The sequence below is a fragment of the Levilactobacillus mulengensis genome, from assembly GCF_003946045.1.
GTDB lineage: Bacteria > Bacillota > Bacilli > Lactobacillales > Lactobacillaceae > Levilactobacillus > Levilactobacillus mulengensis.
Genome location: NZ_RHNW01000003.1, coordinates 201,592 through 218,169 on the forward strand (window position 1 = coordinate 201,592; position 16,578 = coordinate 218,169).

Annotated in this window: 15 protein-coding genes; 13 read left to right on the forward strand and 2 right to left on the reverse strand. The window is 51.9% G+C overall.

The features are described 5' to 3' along the window. Positions 1-393 precede the first annotated feature (393 nt). The gene (locus EKM84_RS04845; RefSeq protein WP_125764237.1) at positions 394-945 is read right to left on the reverse strand and encodes a cysteine hydrolase family protein; all 552 of its coding nucleotides are present in this window, start codon (positions 943-945) and stop codon (positions 394-396) included. Positions 946-1,202: 257 nt separating this feature from the next. Between EKM84_RS04845 and EKM84_RS04850 the strand changes: the two genes are divergently transcribed. The 6 genes from EKM84_RS04850 (at position 1,203) to EKM84_RS04875 (ending at position 5,731) form a co-directional block, all read left to right on the forward strand. Continuing rightward, on the forward strand, positions 1,203-1,982 hold the full coding sequence (locus tag EKM84_RS04850; RefSeq protein ID WP_125764239.1) for a hypothetical protein: 780 nt from the start codon (positions 1,203-1,205) through the stop codon (positions 1,980-1,982). A gap of 137 nt (positions 1,983-2,119) precedes the next feature. Next, the gene (locus tag EKM84_RS04855) at positions 2,120-2,389 is read left to right on the forward strand and encodes a hypothetical protein (protein WP_125764241.1); all 270 of its coding nucleotides are present in this window, start codon (positions 2,120-2,122) and stop codon (positions 2,387-2,389) included. A 170-nt stretch (positions 2,390-2,559) separates the two neighbouring features. After that, the gene (locus EKM84_RS04860) at positions 2,560-2,877 is read left to right on the forward strand and encodes a PadR family transcriptional regulator (protein ID WP_125764242.1); all 318 of its coding nucleotides are present in this window, start codon (positions 2,560-2,562) and stop codon (positions 2,875-2,877) included. Further along, on the forward strand, positions 2,870-3,502 hold the full coding sequence (locus tag EKM84_RS04865) for a DUF1700 domain-containing protein (protein WP_125764244.1): 633 nt from the start codon (positions 2,870-2,872) through the stop codon (positions 3,500-3,502). Before EKM84_RS04860 ends, EKM84_RS04865 begins: the two co-directional genes overlap by 8 nt. Next, positions 3,499-4,464, forward strand: coding sequence for a DUF4097 family beta strand repeat-containing protein (locus EKM84_RS04870; RefSeq protein ID WP_125764246.1), 966 nt, complete (start codon positions 3,499-3,501; stop codon positions 4,462-4,464). Before EKM84_RS04865 ends, EKM84_RS04870 begins: the two co-directional genes overlap by 4 nt. Before the next feature lie 271 nt (positions 4,465-4,735). Further along, positions 4,736-5,731, forward strand: coding sequence for a tRNA dihydrouridine synthase (locus EKM84_RS04875; RefSeq protein ID WP_125764248.1), 996 nt, complete (start codon positions 4,736-4,738; stop codon positions 5,729-5,731). A gap of 66 nt (positions 5,732-5,797) precedes the next feature. Here the strand turns inward: EKM84_RS04875 and EKM84_RS04880 are convergent, their stop codons facing one another. Continuing rightward, on the reverse strand, positions 5,798-7,477 hold the full coding sequence (locus EKM84_RS04880; protein WP_125764250.1) for an ATP-binding cassette domain-containing protein: 1,680 nt from the start codon (positions 7,475-7,477) through the stop codon (positions 5,798-5,800). A 182-nt stretch (positions 7,478-7,659) separates the two neighbouring features. Here EKM84_RS04880 and EKM84_RS04885 point away from each other — a divergent pair, with 182 nt between their 5' ends. From EKM84_RS04885 to EKM84_RS04915, 7 genes are all read left to right on the forward strand, one after another. Continuing rightward, positions 7,660-8,859 (forward strand): trans-2-enoyl-CoA reductase family protein, encoded by a 1,200-nt coding sequence (locus EKM84_RS04885; protein ID WP_225418143.1) that lies wholly within the window; start codon positions 7,660-7,662, stop codon positions 8,857-8,859. Positions 8,860-9,120: 261 nt separating this feature from the next. Beyond that, complete coding sequence (locus tag EKM84_RS04890) at positions 9,121-9,567, forward strand: flavodoxin domain-containing protein (RefSeq protein ID WP_125764252.1); 447 nt, start codon at positions 9,121-9,123, stop codon at positions 9,565-9,567. 693 nt (positions 9,568-10,260) lie between these two features. Next, positions 10,261-10,779 (forward strand): GNAT family N-acetyltransferase, encoded by a 519-nt coding sequence (locus tag EKM84_RS04895; protein ID WP_125764254.1) that lies wholly within the window; start codon positions 10,261-10,263, stop codon positions 10,777-10,779. A 620-nt stretch (positions 10,780-11,399) separates the two neighbouring features. Then, complete coding sequence (locus EKM84_RS04900; protein WP_125764256.1) at positions 11,400-12,770, forward strand: amino acid permease; 1,371 nt, start codon at positions 11,400-11,402, stop codon at positions 12,768-12,770. Positions 12,771-13,552: 782 nt separating this feature from the next. Next, a complete protein-coding gene (locus tag EKM84_RS04905; RefSeq protein WP_125764258.1) occupies positions 13,553-14,215 on the forward strand; it encodes a hypothetical protein in 663 nt (220 codons plus the stop codon). 634 nt (positions 14,216-14,849) lie between these two features. Continuing rightward, on the forward strand, positions 14,850-15,497 hold the full coding sequence (locus EKM84_RS04910; protein WP_125764260.1) for a WxL domain-containing protein: 648 nt from the start codon (positions 14,850-14,852) through the stop codon (positions 15,495-15,497). Between the two features lie 46 nt (positions 15,498-15,543). Then, positions 15,544-16,569 carry a DUF916 and DUF3324 domain-containing protein gene (locus EKM84_RS04915; protein ID WP_225418144.1) on the forward strand — a complete coding sequence of 342 codons (1,026 nt, stop codon included), beginning with the start codon at positions 15,544-15,546 and terminating at the stop codon, positions 16,567-16,569. The last annotated feature ends 9 nt before the right edge of the window (positions 16,570-16,578 follow it).

The following is a 16,578-nucleotide window of genomic DNA, read 5'->3' on the forward strand; positions in this document are numbered from 1 at the left end:
TAACTAAGTATGTGAAATTTTGATTGTTATTTAAGTTGTTGCCAAATCTGTACGTGGCGTGTACTAATGCTGAGTTCAATGAATAATTCCACGTAGAATGAATTTGATTGTTTAAAGACAAACCCGTGAAAAGTGGAATATAGCTTGATACCATATGCTGTTAACTGGAGTCTAAATTGGAAAATTATAAGAAAAGCATCAGACAAAGTATCTTACTGTATGGTCGTCTAAATTATGTTTTGTACGGTAAACTAATAGCTATATAGGGACATAGTTTTTCCTTATGGCTAGCAGTTGAGCGAATGTTAGAAATATTAAAAGTAACGAAAGAGGGCTGCGACATTCATTATTTCAGAAAGTCGTAGCCCGTTTCATAACGCTAACGTGATTAATTTAAATAATTTCCGCACCCAAGCACGTTTTAAAGTGATTCAACGCCCAAGCGTGACCAGCAGGATAGAAGCTAGCCACCGCATCGGCGGGGATGATGAGGTGGTAGCCGAGGTTGTAGGCATCCACTGCAGTATGCAGGACGCAAATGTCGGTACAAACGCCCGTGAGAATCAGGGTGTCCACGTGGCGTTCGCGCAAACGCAGGTCGAGATCCGTCCCCGCAAATGAACTGTAGCGGGTCTTATCGAATTGCCAGACGTTTTCCGCGGCTTGATTTTGCTCAAACCATTCTTTCACGTCGCCAAATAGCTCGCGTCCCCAACTGTCGCGAACATTGTGGGGTGGGAAGAGCTTGGTCTCGGGGTGGTAGGGGTCGTTCGGCGTATGGACGTCGGTCGGTAGGAGTACCCAACCGCCAGCCTGGTGCGTTTCATCGGCTAGTTTGGTGATGGCTGGTGCTAGGAGCTGCCCCGGTTGGCCGCAAGTCAGGGCCCCGGTGTCCGCCACAAAATCGTTGGTGTAATCGATGATCAACAAAGCTTGATTTGTCATGAAAAATCCCCCGTTTTCAGTCGTTTTCACCAGTATGTCGAAGCCCACGAGCGAAGTCAAAGGATTACGCTATTTATTTTGTTATATCAACCAACGAGCGATGAAATGACTGGGGAAGACTACGGTGTGGCTAGCGGTAATTTCGTAAGTGATAACGCATTACCCTCTGCCTTGTTGTGAGTTTAAGATGATTAACAGAACGAAGAGTTCCGGATAAGACTATATTGAGTTAATTGTACATAGATGGAGGAAGCGTCATGAAAAATATGAAACGCATTTTAATGGCCAGTTTGGCCGTTTTAGGACTAGGCATTGGCTTAGTGGGGATGACTCAGGTCGTTGGCACCACGACGGCGTCTGCTAGTGTGAAGAAGTTGAGCTTGAAGCAGGCGGTTAAATTAACGAATCACTACAACTTATTTAAAGTTGTTAAAATGGATAAGCTGAGATTAAACAGCAAGGGAAAAATTGCCAAGGATAAGCATTTTGCGGCTGGTGCGGAGCGCTATAAGAAAGGCTGGAAGCTCGATTATGCTGGCCTAGGCGGTGGTTACCGGGCCCATTTGACGTTAGTGCCTAAGGGAAGCAAAAAGATTGCTGTAACCAGAACATACAGCGAATCGTATGAACCCGGGACAACGACCAAGCACCGGACCATTGCGCGTAAACTGCCCAAAAAGGTTTGGCACAAAGGCTTCCCCAAGTTCTTACGGCACAAGTCATTCTATGCCAACATGTACTCCAAGAAGGGCGTTAGCGGCTACTACTTCTTCGCTTTCCGTAAGACAGCCTTAACAGAAGGACTCGGTCAGGCCGGCGACACGGGTTTGAGTGGCGTACATTACAAGAAGCGGGGGACAAATTACTATCTTAAAGGTAAGATTGAAGCTCCTGGTCTCATGAAAGTAGAGAAGCACACGTACAAAATTCATAAGACCGCCAGCAAGTCGTTTACCGCTACTAGTCTAAGCACATTTCGCGGTAAGAAGGTTCGGACTTATCACTATGCTAAGCACGCGCCTAAAATTAATTGGTAACAGCCAAACGGCTCAAGTCCTCTCGATGGATTTGAGCCGTTTTTGCTTTTTAAAATGTAGCAAACGGCTGAGCTAATTCACCTCAATCTACCCGACAACGTGCTACGCTTAGCTCACGATAGGGAAGGAGACCGCATATGCCAACTACCGAAAATATTGAAGTTCAGGTTGATTCAGTCCTTAAACAAGAGGCTGAAAAAAAGCTCCATCAGCTGGATTTAACTCCCGAAGAATTCACCCGTTTTATTCTTAGCCGATTCGTTGCGGGAGAACTAGATGATAGCCTAGAAATCGCTAATGAAGAAGTCTTGGCTTCACTACAAGAAGTTATCGATAATGCTACTGGTAAGCGAAAATTGCCCGCTTACCACGACTTTGATTCTTTGAATGACGCCTTACTCAAATAAGGTCTGGCTCATCAAACTCTGTCCAGAATTCAAACGACCTCAGCCCAATGCCGAGGTCGTTTTTACATCCAATCATTTCCTACCAAAGTCTTGACAACCCCTAACGACTATCGTATATTATTAGTGAATTGATATTATATGTCATATAGCATTGCAAGGGAGGCAGTCACATGGCGATTCAAGTACCCACGGAGTTGTTGGACGGCAGTGTGCTGGGCCTACTCACACGCGAGGATCATTACGGTTACACGTTGACGCAGGAGGTCCGGGCGTTGATTCCCATTTCAGAATCGACCCTGTACCCAGTCCTCCGGCGGCTGAAGAAAAATGGTTGGCTGGAAACCTACGACGAACCCTTTCAGGGGCGCAATCGCCGCTACTATCGGCTAACGACGAGTGGTCGGCAGCGGCTGGCCGAGATTCAGGCCGAGTGGCAGGATTTCGATCAAGCAATCACAAAGTTATTAGGGGGCAACCAAGATGAATGAATACATTCAGACCGTGCAAAAGCTACTCGGCCAGTTAACAACGGCGGAGCAGCAGGAGGTCGTGGAATATTATCGTGAATACTTATTGGATGCCGGCATTGAGACCTACCAGCAGGCCGTGGATGAATTGGGTTCACCCCGGTCGTTGGCACGCAAGGTTCTCGCCGATTATTCCATTAAAATGGCGGAACAGACCGGCGACCACGCACAGTCACGGTCGACCGTTCAGGCGACGAAGAACAACGTGAAGACGGTCTGGCTGATTATTTTGGCCTTACTATCGACGCCCGTGACCATTCCCATCTTAATTGTGATCGGCGGGCTTTTTCTGGCGTTTGCCGCAGTCGTCTTTAGCCTGTTTGTGGCCGCACTAGCCGTCTACCTCAGCATTATTGCGGTGGGCGTCATGGGGTTGGTCATGGGCCTGAGCACCCTCTTTCAAGCGCCTTGGACCGGAATCTTTTATCTCGGTATCGGATTCTTCGCGTTAGGGGCAAGCTGGATTGGCTGGTTAATTTTGAAATGGATCGGGAGTAAGGTGGCTTGGGCTCTGTCGTGGACGGCACAGAAGATTTATCACCGCTTCATTCCACGGAGTCGGGCAGAACGGGGGCGGAAACTATGAAACGAACGACAAAAATTGCGCTAGTGTTAGTGGTCTTGGGGGCCATTTTAATCGGGATTGGCTGGTGGAATCATGGCGACAAAGCTGTCGTGTGGTCCCACGATTCGCGGAGCTTTCGGGTCGTTCAGCGCAGCAAGCTGTCTTACCAGCCCGGCGCTTACGATAAAATTGTGGTGGATGCCCAGGCACCGGTGACCATCAAGGCCGGCAATACCGACCGGGTGACCGCCAGCTACCTGGACAACACCCAGGGACGGCCAACGGCAACGGTTTCCAAGGGCACCCTGATGGTTCGGGGCGGTCGCACTACGAAACAGATGAGTCAGACGGTCGTTGGTTTCAGCGACGATGACTATACCAATGGCGGCGTGCTGATCACGGTTCCGCGGAACAAGCATCTGACTAGTATCGACATCAAACGGGAAAACAGTGGGGTTTCGCTGAGGGACTTAACCGTCAAACAGGTCAACGTGAAAAGTTCAGATGACATCAGTCTGATGAATCTGACCGTTCAAAAGGGCGTGACGGCGGCGTCCAGCGATGGGGATGTTTGGGCGAGCCAAGTCAAAGCCAATCGCCTACAAGTTAAGGCGGCTGACGGGGACATTGGCATCAGTAATAGTCGCTTAGCTGCAACGAATAATCAGCTGACAGCCACGGATGGGGACGTCCGGGTCTCGGAAACGAAGCTGGGTGGCGGCCATTTAGCCACGGCGGATGGCGATGTGCATTTGCAAAACAATCGGCTGACCAAGACGTTAACGGCGTCGACGGATGATGGTGACATCAATGCCCACATCGCCAAGACGGCCGGGGCCAAGGTCGTGGTCAAAGACGCTGATATGGGGGATATCAAGGTCAAGGGTCACGCACGGCGCAGTGGTTATTGGTTACATCCGAATGCCACGAGTCAGTATAAACTGACCACGGCAGACGGTGATGTGACTGTCGGGACTGATTAAAAATGTGTCTGGGATAGAACCCCAGACGCATTTTTGCGTATCCGTTTATCTGGCCGAAACGTGAGACAAAAGGCAGTCGGTTCCGCTTAAAACTGCTAGCCAAACAATCCAAGACCGGGATTATTCGGTTAGCAGCCTTAATGCTCGCCGGCTAATCACCTTTTGTCTCACTCTCTTTTTTGCTAGCTTTCGCTGCTAAACGTGGTAAAATGTATGGACTGCACTAAACCGGACTAAACATCAAATTTACTTACATTAAGGAGACTTTATCGTGTCTGATTCATCTTACTGGCAAACTATTGCGGACCACGCCAAGGCCGAAAACCGGCCGTTCTTTAGCTTGGCACCCATGGAAGCTGTGACCAACGCCATCTTCCGGCGGGTCGTGGCTAAGGCCGCTGCGCCCGACGTATTCTTCACGGAATTCACCAACGCTATTAGTGTGACCCATCCCAAGGCTAAATTTACCGTTCAGGGTCGGCTCTACGTGGCGCCAGAAGAGGCCCACATGCCGGTCGCCCAACTCTGGGGCAATGAACCGGAGGCCTTTGAACGGGCCGCCGCTGACGTCAAGGGTCGCGGTTATGAGGCTATTGATTTGAACATGGGTTGCCCGGACGCGACCGTGATCAAGAACCACGGTGGGAGTGACTTGATCCGCAACTTTGAGACCGCGGGCGCCGTGATTGCGGCAACCAAGACGGCGGGCTTGCCCGTTAGTGTGAAGACGCGGCTGGGCTACAGTCGCCTGGATGAATGGCGCGATTGGTTGACCTTCCTGCTCCAACAGGACATTCCGTTGTTGACGATTCACCTGCGGACCAAGAAGGAAATGAGTCGTGTACCAGCGCATTTCGAGCTGATCGACGACATTGTGAAGCTGCGCGATGAAGTTGCCCCCGACACCCTGCTGCAACTCAACGGGGACATTGAAACCTACCAACAAGGCTGCCAGATTGCCCAGGAACATCCCGGCGTCGACGGTATCATGATTGGGCGGGGTATCTTCGCCAGTCCTTTTGCTTTTGAAAAGGAACCCAAGGAACACGACATCAAGGAGCTGTTGGGCCTGTTGAACTACCAACTCGACCTGTATGACGACTTCGAAAAGCGCTTCGATACGTCGCGGTTCCCCTCACTCAAGCGGTTCTTCAAGATTTACGTCCGCAACCAGCGCAACGCTGCTAGCCTACGGAACGCGATGATGGAGACCCACTCCACGGATGAGGTTCGTCAGTTATTGGCGGATTCGGAATTTACCGATTAAACAGTTAAAAAAGAAGACACCGCTCATCATCAGCCAATTACGAGGTTGATGATGGGCGGTGTCTTTTTAGATTAAATCCAATTGGGTTAAGCCGGCTTGAATGGTGGCAGCCTGCAGGGGGCCCTGTGCGATGACTCGGCCAGCGTCGACAATCACGATTTCATCGGCGAAGGCGAACAATTGCGCGTCATACTGGTGGGTGATGGTGACCCAGGCGGCGGTGTTGGGTCGCGTCAGTAAGCCGACCATGTCGTGGGCCGTACGGGGATCCAGCCCGGTCAGCGGTTCATCGAAGAAGGTGAGGCCGTGGGGATGCAGGAGCAAGCGGGCCATGGCCAACCGCTTCTTTTCACCACCGGACAGCGTGTTGCCTTGCGCACTAACGACCTGTTGTTGGCCGGTTGTCGTGGCATAAGCGTCCAGGCCCACCGCCGTCAGTACCCGGTTCACTTGGCTGTCAGTAATTTTCGGATCGTAGAGCGTGAGATTCTGATGAATCGTGTCGTTGAAAATGTAGCTGGTCTGTTCCAGCAGGCCGATTTGTGCGGAGACGGTTGCCGGCGCCAGCGTGGTCAAGTCCTGACCGTTGAGCCGCAATGTCCCGGTAAAGGTCGTCTGCGGACTGAGTGGCAGATTGAGCAAGGTTGATTTGCCACTGCCACTCTTGCCCACAATCAACACGTGTTGATCCGCTGCGAAGGTTAGCGAGACATTTTGCAAGATGGGCTGGTCGGCCAAGTGTAGGGAGACATCCTGGTAGGCTAAGGTCCGAAAGGCTGCTGGTGCTTTTAACGGCGCTGCTATCGATTGTTCAGTCAATGCTGGAGCCAACGTCTTCGCCGCCTCGCGACCACCGACGATATCGGCCAGCAAACCTGAAGCGGATTGAATCGGTTCCGCAATGAAAATCATCAATTGGGAAAAGGCGACTAACTGGCCCAGGGTCACGGCCTTGTGCATGACGAAATAGATGCCGACAATCCAGGTGCCCAGATACAGCACGTTATCCAACAACTGGCTGAGCCCACCGACCTGTTTACGCTTGAGTTGGTCGCGATTTTGCGCCGCCAGTAGCTGCTGGTTCTTGGTTTGAAACCGGCGCAGCAATCGGCGTTCCAGGTGGAAGAGCTGCGCGGTCCGGAGCCCGTTGAGCAGGTCCTGGAGTTGGTGCGTGTATCGTTCACCGGCAGCTAAGATATGTTGCTTATTGGTTGCCAGGAGGCGCTTTTGGAGAAAGGGTAAGGCCAATGCGGGGAGACACAGCAACACGATGATGAGGCTCAAAACCGGTTGAATCAGGACGGATAATGTCAGGGCAATCACAAGCTGACAAATTTGCTTGTAGGCGTTCACGCTACCCTGCAGGTAATCGCCGTGGAGCACGTCAACGGTGGTCGTGAACGTATTGTTGTAGTGAGTCGTCAGCTGTTGGCGATCGTGACTGACCCCGGTATTTTGCTGCAAAAATTGTTGCATGAGGCGATGGCGGACGCCGAAAATGATACGGTTCAAGACGACCTGTTCCGTGTAGGATTCAACGAAGGAGGTCAGTGAATCCGCCAGAATGTAGCTAACGACAATGGCAATCAGGACACCATAGGCCAAGTTGGCGTGACCCGTCACGGAATCCGTAATCAGTTGAAGCAAGTAGGAGACCGCAATTTCAATGGCGGAGGCGCAGGGGATGAGTAACAACAGGACCAGGGTAAGTTTGCCAGCTAGTCGAAAATACTTAGATAAGAGCATTAGAGAACCTCCACAATGAATCAGTTCTAAATTAGTTTTTTCTAATTATACACTAATCGTAATCTAATATGTCGACTAATTGGTCAATCGAGTGAAATTAATAAGCGGTAAGGCAAATTCCTACCGGCACCGCCCCTAGAAGTGGTACTTTAGAGGTAAATACTCGGGAGGGTGACGACGGCATGGCACAGATGACGCTCACAGAAAAAATTGCAGGCAACGTTGCGCGTTCGGTAAATCCTTTAGGACTCCAACAAATGATGGCCCAACAGATTGCGACAGTTACGAAACAGGGGACGTACGCGGGGGCCAAACACGCGTTGATTTTAGGTGGCTCCTCCAGCTATGGGCTAGCCAGTCGGCTCACGGCGGCCTTTGGCATGGGCGCGGCGACATTGTCCGTCGGCTACGAACGCCCACCACGGCCTGACTTTTTGGGAACGGCCGGTTGGTGGAATCAGATTTTCTTCAAGCAGATAGCGGAAAAAGCAGGCTTGTTGGCAGAAAATTTGAACGCCGACGTCTTCTTGCCGGAAACCAAGCGCGCAGTCATTCAGGCCATCAAGGCCGATTTCGGTGGCAAAATTGATCTCCTGGTCTATTCGATTGCTGCGCCCAAACGAAAAAATCCGGTGAATCCCGATGAGGCTTGGCGATCCGTCATCAAGCCGTTGGGCGCGCCACTCACGGATTACACGTTGGACCTGGAACACGAAAAACTTGTCGAGACCACGTTGGCCCCCGCAACGGCGGATGAAGTCGCCGCGACCAACCATGTGATGGGTGGCGAGGACTGGGAACTCTGGGTTCACGCGCTACAGGCGGCCGGAGTTCTCGCCGACAATTTCAAAACGATTCTCTATTCCTACGAGGGTCCCCGGGTCACAGCGCCCATCTATCACGATGGCACGTTGGGCCAGGCCAAGCGGGCAGCTGAAGCCAGCGGGCGGCGTTTACAGGCCGAGTTGGCACCGCTGGGCGGAGAAGCACTGGTCAGCGTCAACCGTTCCGTGACGACCAAGGCGTCCGTGGTGATTCCGGGCTTTTCACGCTACTGCATGGCGCTCTACCGGGTCGAACAGGACCGTGGCGGCCATGAACAACCCAGCGACCACATTGACCGGCTATTCCGGGACATGGTCTACGGGAACCGCCGTGAAGTGGATGGCCGCGGGCGGTTGCGTCCGGATGCACGGGAATTGTCACCGGCGGTCCAGGACGTGGTCGAGGCGGTTTTGCCGCAAATCACGCCGGCCAATTTCACCTCGGATTTTCCTGGCTACCAACAATTTCGTCAGGAATTCCGTCAGCTAAACGGGTTCGGGGTCCCCGGGGTGCCGAACGTGCTGGACTCGGATGAATTTACAAATTTATCGTTTTAATAAGAAATTGATGAGAACGACACGGCTAGTGGTGTCGTTTTTCTGTGTGGCACGAGAGCGGTTTAATCTGTGAAATACCGGGATTAGTCGGGGGCCTAGCGTCAAATTAGCGTCATCAGGCCCAGAAAAAAGTTCACGCGAACGATTGCTTTTTGCTAGGGAAATGGGGCAAAAAGGTCTATAATACTTAGCAGTTTCTAGTGGCGTTAAAGGGCTTTAGGACGCGGCTAGTTGAAATCGCTTGAGGAGAAAATTTAACTTATGACACCATCAATTCAGATTATATTTGCCAGTCAATCTGGTCGTAACCGGGCCATCGCTGGCCACGTGCAAGCGCAACTGGCGTCCCGGGCACAGACCGTGATTACTGAGATTTCACAGGCCAATGCCTTTGATTTAGCAGCGAACGATGCCATTATTGTGATTAGTTATACCTTCCACGACGGCGACTTGCCGGACGAGGCCCAGGATTTCTTTGAGGATTTAAAAGAAGTTGATTTGGCGCGGACCAAGTTTGCCGTTCTGGGTTCCAGCTCAAAGAAACACATCCACTTTGGCCGGGCCGTCGACTACCTCACCATCCAGCTGAATTCCAGCAACGGTGAACAGGTCGCTGACTCAGTCAAGATTGACCAGGATCCGGACGACTCAGACTGGGCGCGGGTCGACGCCTTGACGGCTCAGGTATTAGCTAGCCTGCAGGTTTAAGCGAAACAGATTGTGTAAACTGTTGCGCCTGCGGCCTCCAGGTACTCCGCCTGCTGTGGGGTCGGTTCCCGCCTGAGAAGCGGGCTCCCACCTCGACTTTAAGCCCTGCGGGGATCATGCAGGTCTCAAAGGTCGTCCCCGTACCTGGCTGCCTCCGGCTCCTGATTGTGGGCTTGCCGGTAGACTGGCTAAGTCTGAGGGCCGGTTGTCTGGGTGATGCAACTTGGCATCAGCTAGGTAACTGGCACAGTGGTCACGGTCAGGTTAAATGCCGCGACCATTGTGGGAGGTACCACCCATGTCAGCCGTGAGGACAGCGGAAACTCGAGAAGTATTGTGTTTGAATGCAGGTAACACCAGTGTCAGTTCCGAGACAGTGAAAATGAGAGGTCAATGTTAGCGACCAGAGGCGGGCCAAGGTGTCCAGCTGTGTCGGTGGTCTTAGTTGAGTGGATTTCTCAACTTAGAGCACGGGACGACCTTGGAAACTCACGGTTTTGGTGAGGTTTCAAGGCGAGGTGAAGGACCGTTTCTCAGGCCGGAACCGGGCCCCACAGCAGGATACCTTGAGCCAGCCGGCGGGAACGAATTTGACCACGGCCTCGTTTTCGCTGTCCGGTAAGGCGAAATCAAAGACTAGAATAACCAGCACCAACCAATGTAAGATAAAATTTAAGATGAGGTGAGACCACCATGTATTTACGGAAAGCAAAGATTGAAGAATTAGACCTAGTTTGTGACATTATCGAAGACGGCAAGAAGCAACTCGCTGACGCCGGCATCGACCAATGGCAAAACGAATACCCTAACCGCAACGTGATCAAGGGGGATATTGAAGACGGCCGGGCAGTAATTTACAACAGTGATGACCACGAAACGTTGGGCGTTGCCGCTGTGATTGAAGCGCCAGACCACGCCTACGACACCCTGCAGGGCGAATGGCAAAAGGATACCGATAAGTACGTGACGGTCCACCGGGTAGCCATCTTCTCCCATCACCAGGGAAAAGGGTACGCCTCACAATTGTTCCGCGACTTGTTCGACTATATCGCGAAGAATCATCCAGATGCTGAGAGTATTCGGATTGATACCCACCGGGACAATGCCAAGATGCAACATTTAATTGAAAAATTTGGGTTCGTCAAGGCCGGGCAAATCGTTGGCGTTTACCATCCAGACGACGTCTGCTTCGTTTATGAGAAGGTTTTGTAAAAAGTTTCGTGAAGACCGTTACCGGCACACCGCCGCTAACGGCCTTTTTTGTATACAGGTCAGATTGAAACAACACTAATTTTGCGGCATACTTGAAAATAGAATTAACAAACATACGCATTTTTTGCATAAAAAAAGATTGCGAAAAGGACCCAAATCAGGTAACCTTTTCTCATGAAGTTTTAATCATACATGTTTGTATTCGTTAACTAGTGCCAGACCTATCTCTAAGCTGGCAGGTAGTGACGAGATTATTGTTCATTAAATGAAACGCTTGTGTAGGGTTAAACCAGTGTCAGTCCCGAGACAGTGAAAATGAGGGGTCAATGTTAGTGACCAGAGGCGGGCCAAGGTGCCCAGCTGTGTCGGTGGTCTTGGTTGAGTGGTTTTCTCAACCTAGAGCACGGGTCGACCTTGGAAACTCACGATTTTGGTGAGGTTTCAAGGCGAGGTGAAGGACCGTTTCTCAGGCCGGAACCGTACCCCATAGCAGGGTACCTTGAGCCCGCCGGCGGGAACGGATTTGACCACAGCCTCATTTTCACCCTCCCGGAGGCGCTGACAAAAACGAGTTTAACCCGGACCAAGCGTGATCATATGTACAGAAAGAAGGAATTAGATTGCAGAGAAAACTAAGTGCCCGTCAAATGCAGATGATTGCGTTGGGCGGTACAATCGGCGTTGGATTATTTATGGGGTCTGGTTCCACAATCAAGTGGACGGGACCTTCCGTCCTTATCGCGTATATTATTTCAGGTGTTTTCTTATACTTAATTATGCGGGCGTTGGGCGAAATGCTTTACGTTCACCCCACAACCGGTTCATTCGCAACGTTTGCGTCCGAATACATGCACCCCGTCTTTGGGTTCCTGACCGCCTGGAGTAACATCTTCCAGTTCATCGTGGTCGGCATGAGTGAAATGATTGCCCTGGGTGGGTATTTCCGCTTCTGGTGGCCCAACCTACCGGACTGGATTCCCGGCCTGGTCGCCATCACGTTCCTCTGTATCGCTAACCTGATTTCCGTGAAAATGTTCGGGGAACTGGAATTCTGGTTTGCCCTGATCAAAGTGGTCACGATTATTTTAATGATCATTGCCGGCTTGGGTGTCATCCTGTTTGGCTTTGGCAATGGCGGTCACGCGGTTGGTATCAGTAACTTGTGGAGTCACGGTGGTTTCTTCACCGGTGGCGCCAAGGGCTTCATTTACGCGTTGGCTATCGTGTTGGCCTCGTATCAAGGTATCGAGTTGATTGGGGTCACGGCCGGTGAAGCCGAGAATCCGCAACACACCCTGGTCGCCGCGATTCGCTCGACGGTTGCCCGGATTTTGATCTTCTACGTGGGCGCAATCTTTGTGATTGTGGCCATCTATCCGTGGAACCAATTGAACCAAATTGGCTCACCATTCGTTCAAACGTTTGCTAAGATTGGGATTACGGCAGCGGCTTCCATCATCAACTTCGTGGTTGTGACGGCCGCGTTGTCCGGGTCTAATTCCGGAATCTACAGTGCCAGCCGGATGGCCTTTACCTTGGCGGACAAGGGTCAGCTGCCCCGAAAGGTCACGCTGCTTAACCGTCATGGGGTGCCATTTTACTCCGTCATCGCGATTTCTTTGGGGATTGCGATTGGGGTGGTCTTAAACGTGGTCCTGCCCATGTTCTTCAAGGATGCGAGCCAAATCTTCGTGATGGTTTACAGTTCCAGTGTCCTGCCCGGCATGGTGCCGTGGTTCGTGATTTTGATCAGTGAAATCGAGTTCCGCAAGCAAAATCCTAAAGAGATGGCCAACCATCCGTTTAAGATGCCGTTTGCGCCATGGTCCAACTACGTCACGCTGGTCTTCTTGGCAGTCACACTGATTTTTATGTTCCTGAATCCAGAAACGCGGGTATCCATTTTGGTTGGGGTGGTCTTCCTGGCCGTCATGACCCTGATCTACTTCCGCAAGTACCAGCCACGCGAAAAGGCTGCGGCTAAGAAGTAAATTGTGCGTTGAACACCTCCGTCAGCCAGGCACGCCGCCTGCTATGGGGAACGGCTACGGCCTGAGAATCGGTCCTTCGCCTCGCTTTTAAGCCGCAAAGATCACGCGTCTCAAAAGTCGTCCCGTGACGTAAGCCGGTAAAAAACACCGACTAACGCCACCGACACAGCTGGCTCTGTGCCTGGCTGACTCCGGCGATGACAATCTGTGTGTCGTTAGCCGTTAGCAGCGGCAGTTTCACTGTAGGTCTAATAAAATTAAATGTGTATTGGGGCCCAGTTCAGTAGTTATGGACTGGGCCTTTCTATGTGCTTAGATAGCTGATTAACCTTTTAATTCACCGTAAAGTTGCGGTATGATACAGTAACTGAGGTAAAAAATATCAGCACGATTCCACACTATCGGCAACGAGTTATGGCAACCGACCCACAATAAGAAAGTTGACCAACTATGCGGCCAGCAGCGACGAATATGACCAGCTCCTGCTTTTGGGTTTCCAAACCAGAGTAGACATAACGCGCAATCAGAGCCGGAGGAAGCCAGGACGGAGCCAGCTGTGTCGAGGGTGTTAGTCGGCGTTTCTGAGCCGGCTTACAGCCTGGGGCAACCTTTTAGACTTGCATGATCCTCGCAAGGCTAAAAGTTGAGGTGGGAGCCCGAACTTTGGCGGAAACCGACCCCACAGCAGGCGTAGTCCTGGAAGCCGCAGGCGGCTATCACAACCCGCACTTGACCTTAATCACTAAAGCAGAATGAGAACCCCAAAGAAGGAGCAAAAAAATATGAGTCGACCAGGGAATTACGGCAAATCGAGTCGTCTAAAACAATTACGTCAGCTAAAGCGCCGCAAACAGCGTCAGGCCGGTAACGTCATTGATTGGCAACAGGTGGAGGACTTTCTCCTCGGCCGTTACCATTTGACCCAGGGCAGCAAGCGCTCACCCTTAGTGGACGCCACCGTTCAGCGCTTTTTCAGTGAATGGTTGACCACCGTACTGGCGCAAGGCGAGTCCCAGGTGCAATGGGACATTGCCGCCACCACGGCGACCACGTTGAAGCGGATTGGCAATCAGGTGCCCTGGCAGTTCTACGGCGTCCTGCTGGGACAGGTGATGAACTGGCAAAAATTCCTGTTACGGGAAGGACCCGCCGTGCCACTGGCCACGCGCCGGCAAATCGTGAAGCCCCTGACAGCGACGGCGTATGCGGCCTTGGTGGCCGACCAACTAGCCGTGAACTTACTAACCGTCATGGCAACGCCCATCACGCCCGAACAACGGGAGCGGCTGACGCAGAGTTTCTTCCACGATGGCCAGGTACAATGGCCCGCAGTCGACGCCCTGTTTAGTCCCTTGGGGTATCAGATTCAGGGAACGCCAGATGACCCCACGCGTGACTGGTTAAACGGGTTGTTGGCCTTAACCGTGGCCGACTTCCATCATTAAATGACTAGGTACGAAAGGCCGGCTTAAAGCTGGTCTTTTTATTTGGAACCGGTTATCATCATTAGTGAATCAAGCAATTGGCTACTAAAGGAATTATTTAGTAAGACCGTCGGCGGACCAAGTGGCCGACACGGAACAAGTTAGGGAATCAGCTTACGGGTGGCTCAGCCATTACCGGGGCTATTCGTTTACTCTAAAACTGGTAATCATGAGACTATGCTTGATGGGTAATGGGTTTAAATTCGGTTCGTCAGCAGGTCCCCCTTAACGATGGCAACAGTCGGTGAGGGGCACGGCAACAGGCCTAACTGATTAACGGGATAACCCACGGCAATCCAAACGAATGCGGATTGCAGATAGAAAATAACCCGCAAATGTCAGTGACCAGAGGCGGGCCAAACCGCTCAGTTGTGTCGCTGGTCTTAGCTGAGGTTTCTTCACTCAGCTAAGACCAGGGGATGACCTTTGAGACCGTTCCTCAGGCTCAAAGTCAAGGTGGAAGCCCGTACCACAGGCTGGAACCGGCCCCACAACAGGGCGGTTTGAGCCCGCCGCCGGGAACGAACCATTTGCTAATCGTTATTTTCAAAGCAGCCCGGAGATCGTAGGACTAACTTTTAGAGGAGTGAGTATGATGACTCGCAGATTAAAGGTTTCGCTGCTGAGTAGCCTAGCCATTCTAGGCCTCGGGATTGGCTTTGCCGGTGCGCTTCCAGCTGCAGCGGCAACTACCGATACCAGCAGTAGCAGCGACAGTAGTAGCAGTTCATCTGCCACTACCACGGAAAACACGACAACGTCTGCAGACTTTACCATGGATCCAAACGCAGCTGTTTCACTGGATAGTGCCCCAAACATTAGCTTTGGGAGCAACCCAGCACCTAACGGCAAGGTCAACGGGAATTACTTCTCAACGACCGTCGACAATCCACTTGAGGTTTCTAACCCTGGGGTAGCCACTGGGTGGAGCGTTCAGTTAAAGAACACGCCATTCACGGATACCGCGGGCGATACCTTGAGCGGTGCCGTTCTGAGCTTAGGTGACGCGAGCGTAGATGCAGCCAACGAGGGCAACCCTTCGGCCACACCAATTGCGACGATTTCGCCGCTCGAGGGTGGCAGCATCAATCAGTTAGTCTTCGCCGCTGAAGCCAAGGGTGGCTTAGGTGTGTGGGACGCGACCTATGCCCCAGCCAAAGTTAACTTGACGGTTCCCGCTGGGCAACTTCCAGGGGACTACACCTCAACGCTGACGTGGCAGCTGAGTGAGACGCCACAATGATGATGGCTGACCGGTAGTTAATTTGGTAACTGAGGGGGAGTCAGTGATGAATCGGGGACTAAAAATTTTGTTTGCCATTGGACTGGCCATGTTGACGTTAGCCGGTCACGTACCGACGGCTGCCGCGGATTCCGTAGGCTATACCGTTAAAGCGTCGTTACCCAGTAATCAGTTGAACAAGCAGGCCGGCTACTTTGACCTGTTGACACAACCCCGGGCGCAACAACACCTGACGATTTATATTACGAACACCAGTAACCGCCAGCAATCATTCAATGTCAGTGTGACCCAAGCCATCACCAACGATAACGGGGTGATCGACTACAGTCAGCTCAAGCCACAGTTGGATCAATCGCTGAAGGTCGGCATCAAAGACATCTTCAGTCGGGCGTCCAACCAGAAGGTCACGGTCCCAGCTAATGCCCGGAAACAAGTGACGCTCACCTATACGATGCCCGCCAAACGGCTCCGGGGAATGATTCTCGGTGGCGTGTATGTGGAACAGGTTCCCGGCAAAACGAAAAAGCCAACGGCCCACTTTACCATTCAAAATGCCTTTGCCTATGCAATCGGCATCGAGTTGCAAGAGAGTCGCCAGCCAGTAGCGCCGAACCTGTTACTACATCAGATTCAAGCGACACAGATCAACCGTCGCAATTTTGTGACGGCCAATCTGCAAAACCCTGAGCCAGGCATTATGCAAAAACTGAAGATCAATGCGCGAGTTACCAAGGTCGGCGCGACCCAGACCCTCATCCGGCAACAGCAGAGTGGGCTGGGGATGGCGCCCAACAGTAACTTTAACTTTGGGATTCCGTGGGGGACCCAGAACTTACCGGCGGGGCAGTACACCCTGCATTTAACGGCCCAAGCTGGCAAACGAGATTGGCAGTTTACCCGTAATTTCACCATTGCGAACCGCACCGTCAAGCGGATGAACAAGACCGTCTTGACGCCAACACGCCAGCCTAACTACTGGTTGTACGCTTTATTAGGCCTGTTGATTGCTTTACTGTTAGCAATCATTGGGTACCTGTGGTATCGCAATCGGCACCAAAAATCAGCGAAATAGGAGGGATGG

What these genes read in the sequence shown, in the direction of transcription:
- EKM84_RS04910 (WP_125764260.1), top strand. Translation starts at nt 14,850, where the DNA reads ATGACTCGCAGATTAAAGGTTTCGCTGCTGAGTAGCCTAGCCATTCTA.
- EKM84_RS04845 (WP_125764237.1), bottom strand. Translation starts at nt 945, where the DNA reads ATGACAAATCAAGCTTTGTTGATCATCGATTACACCAACGATTTTGTG.
- EKM84_RS04865 (WP_125764244.1), top strand. Translation starts at nt 2,870, where the DNA reads ATGAATGAATACATTCAGACCGTGCAAAAGCTACTCGGCCAGTTAACA.
- EKM84_RS04915 (WP_225418144.1), top strand. Translation starts at nt 15,544, where the DNA reads ATGAATCGGGGACTAAAAATTTTGTTTGCCATTGGACTGGCCATGTTG.
- EKM84_RS04895 (WP_125764254.1), top strand. Translation starts at nt 10,261, where the DNA reads ATGTATTTACGGAAAGCAAAGATTGAAGAATTAGACCTAGTTTGTGAC.
- EKM84_RS04850 (WP_125764239.1), top strand. Translation starts at nt 1,203, where the DNA reads ATGAAAAATATGAAACGCATTTTAATGGCCAGTTTGGCCGTTTTAGGA.
- EKM84_RS04860 (WP_125764242.1), top strand. Translation starts at nt 2,560, where the DNA reads ATGGCGATTCAAGTACCCACGGAGTTGTTGGACGGCAGTGTGCTGGGC.
- EKM84_RS04885 (WP_225418143.1), top strand. Translation starts at nt 7,660, where the DNA reads ATGGCACAGATGACGCTCACAGAAAAAATTGCAGGCAACGTTGCGCGT.
- EKM84_RS04880 (WP_125764250.1), bottom strand. Translation starts at nt 7,477, where the DNA reads ATGCTCTTATCTAAGTATTTTCGACTAGCTGGCAAACTTACCCTGGTC.
- EKM84_RS04870 (WP_125764246.1), top strand. Translation starts at nt 3,499, where the DNA reads ATGAAACGAACGACAAAAATTGCGCTAGTGTTAGTGGTCTTGGGGGCC.
- EKM84_RS04905 (WP_125764258.1), top strand. Translation starts at nt 13,553, where the DNA reads ATGAGTCGACCAGGGAATTACGGCAAATCGAGTCGTCTAAAACAATTA.
- EKM84_RS04855 (WP_125764241.1), top strand. Translation starts at nt 2,120, where the DNA reads ATGCCAACTACCGAAAATATTGAAGTTCAGGTTGATTCAGTCCTTAAA.
- EKM84_RS04890 (WP_125764252.1), top strand. Translation starts at nt 9,121, where the DNA reads ATGACACCATCAATTCAGATTATATTTGCCAGTCAATCTGGTCGTAAC.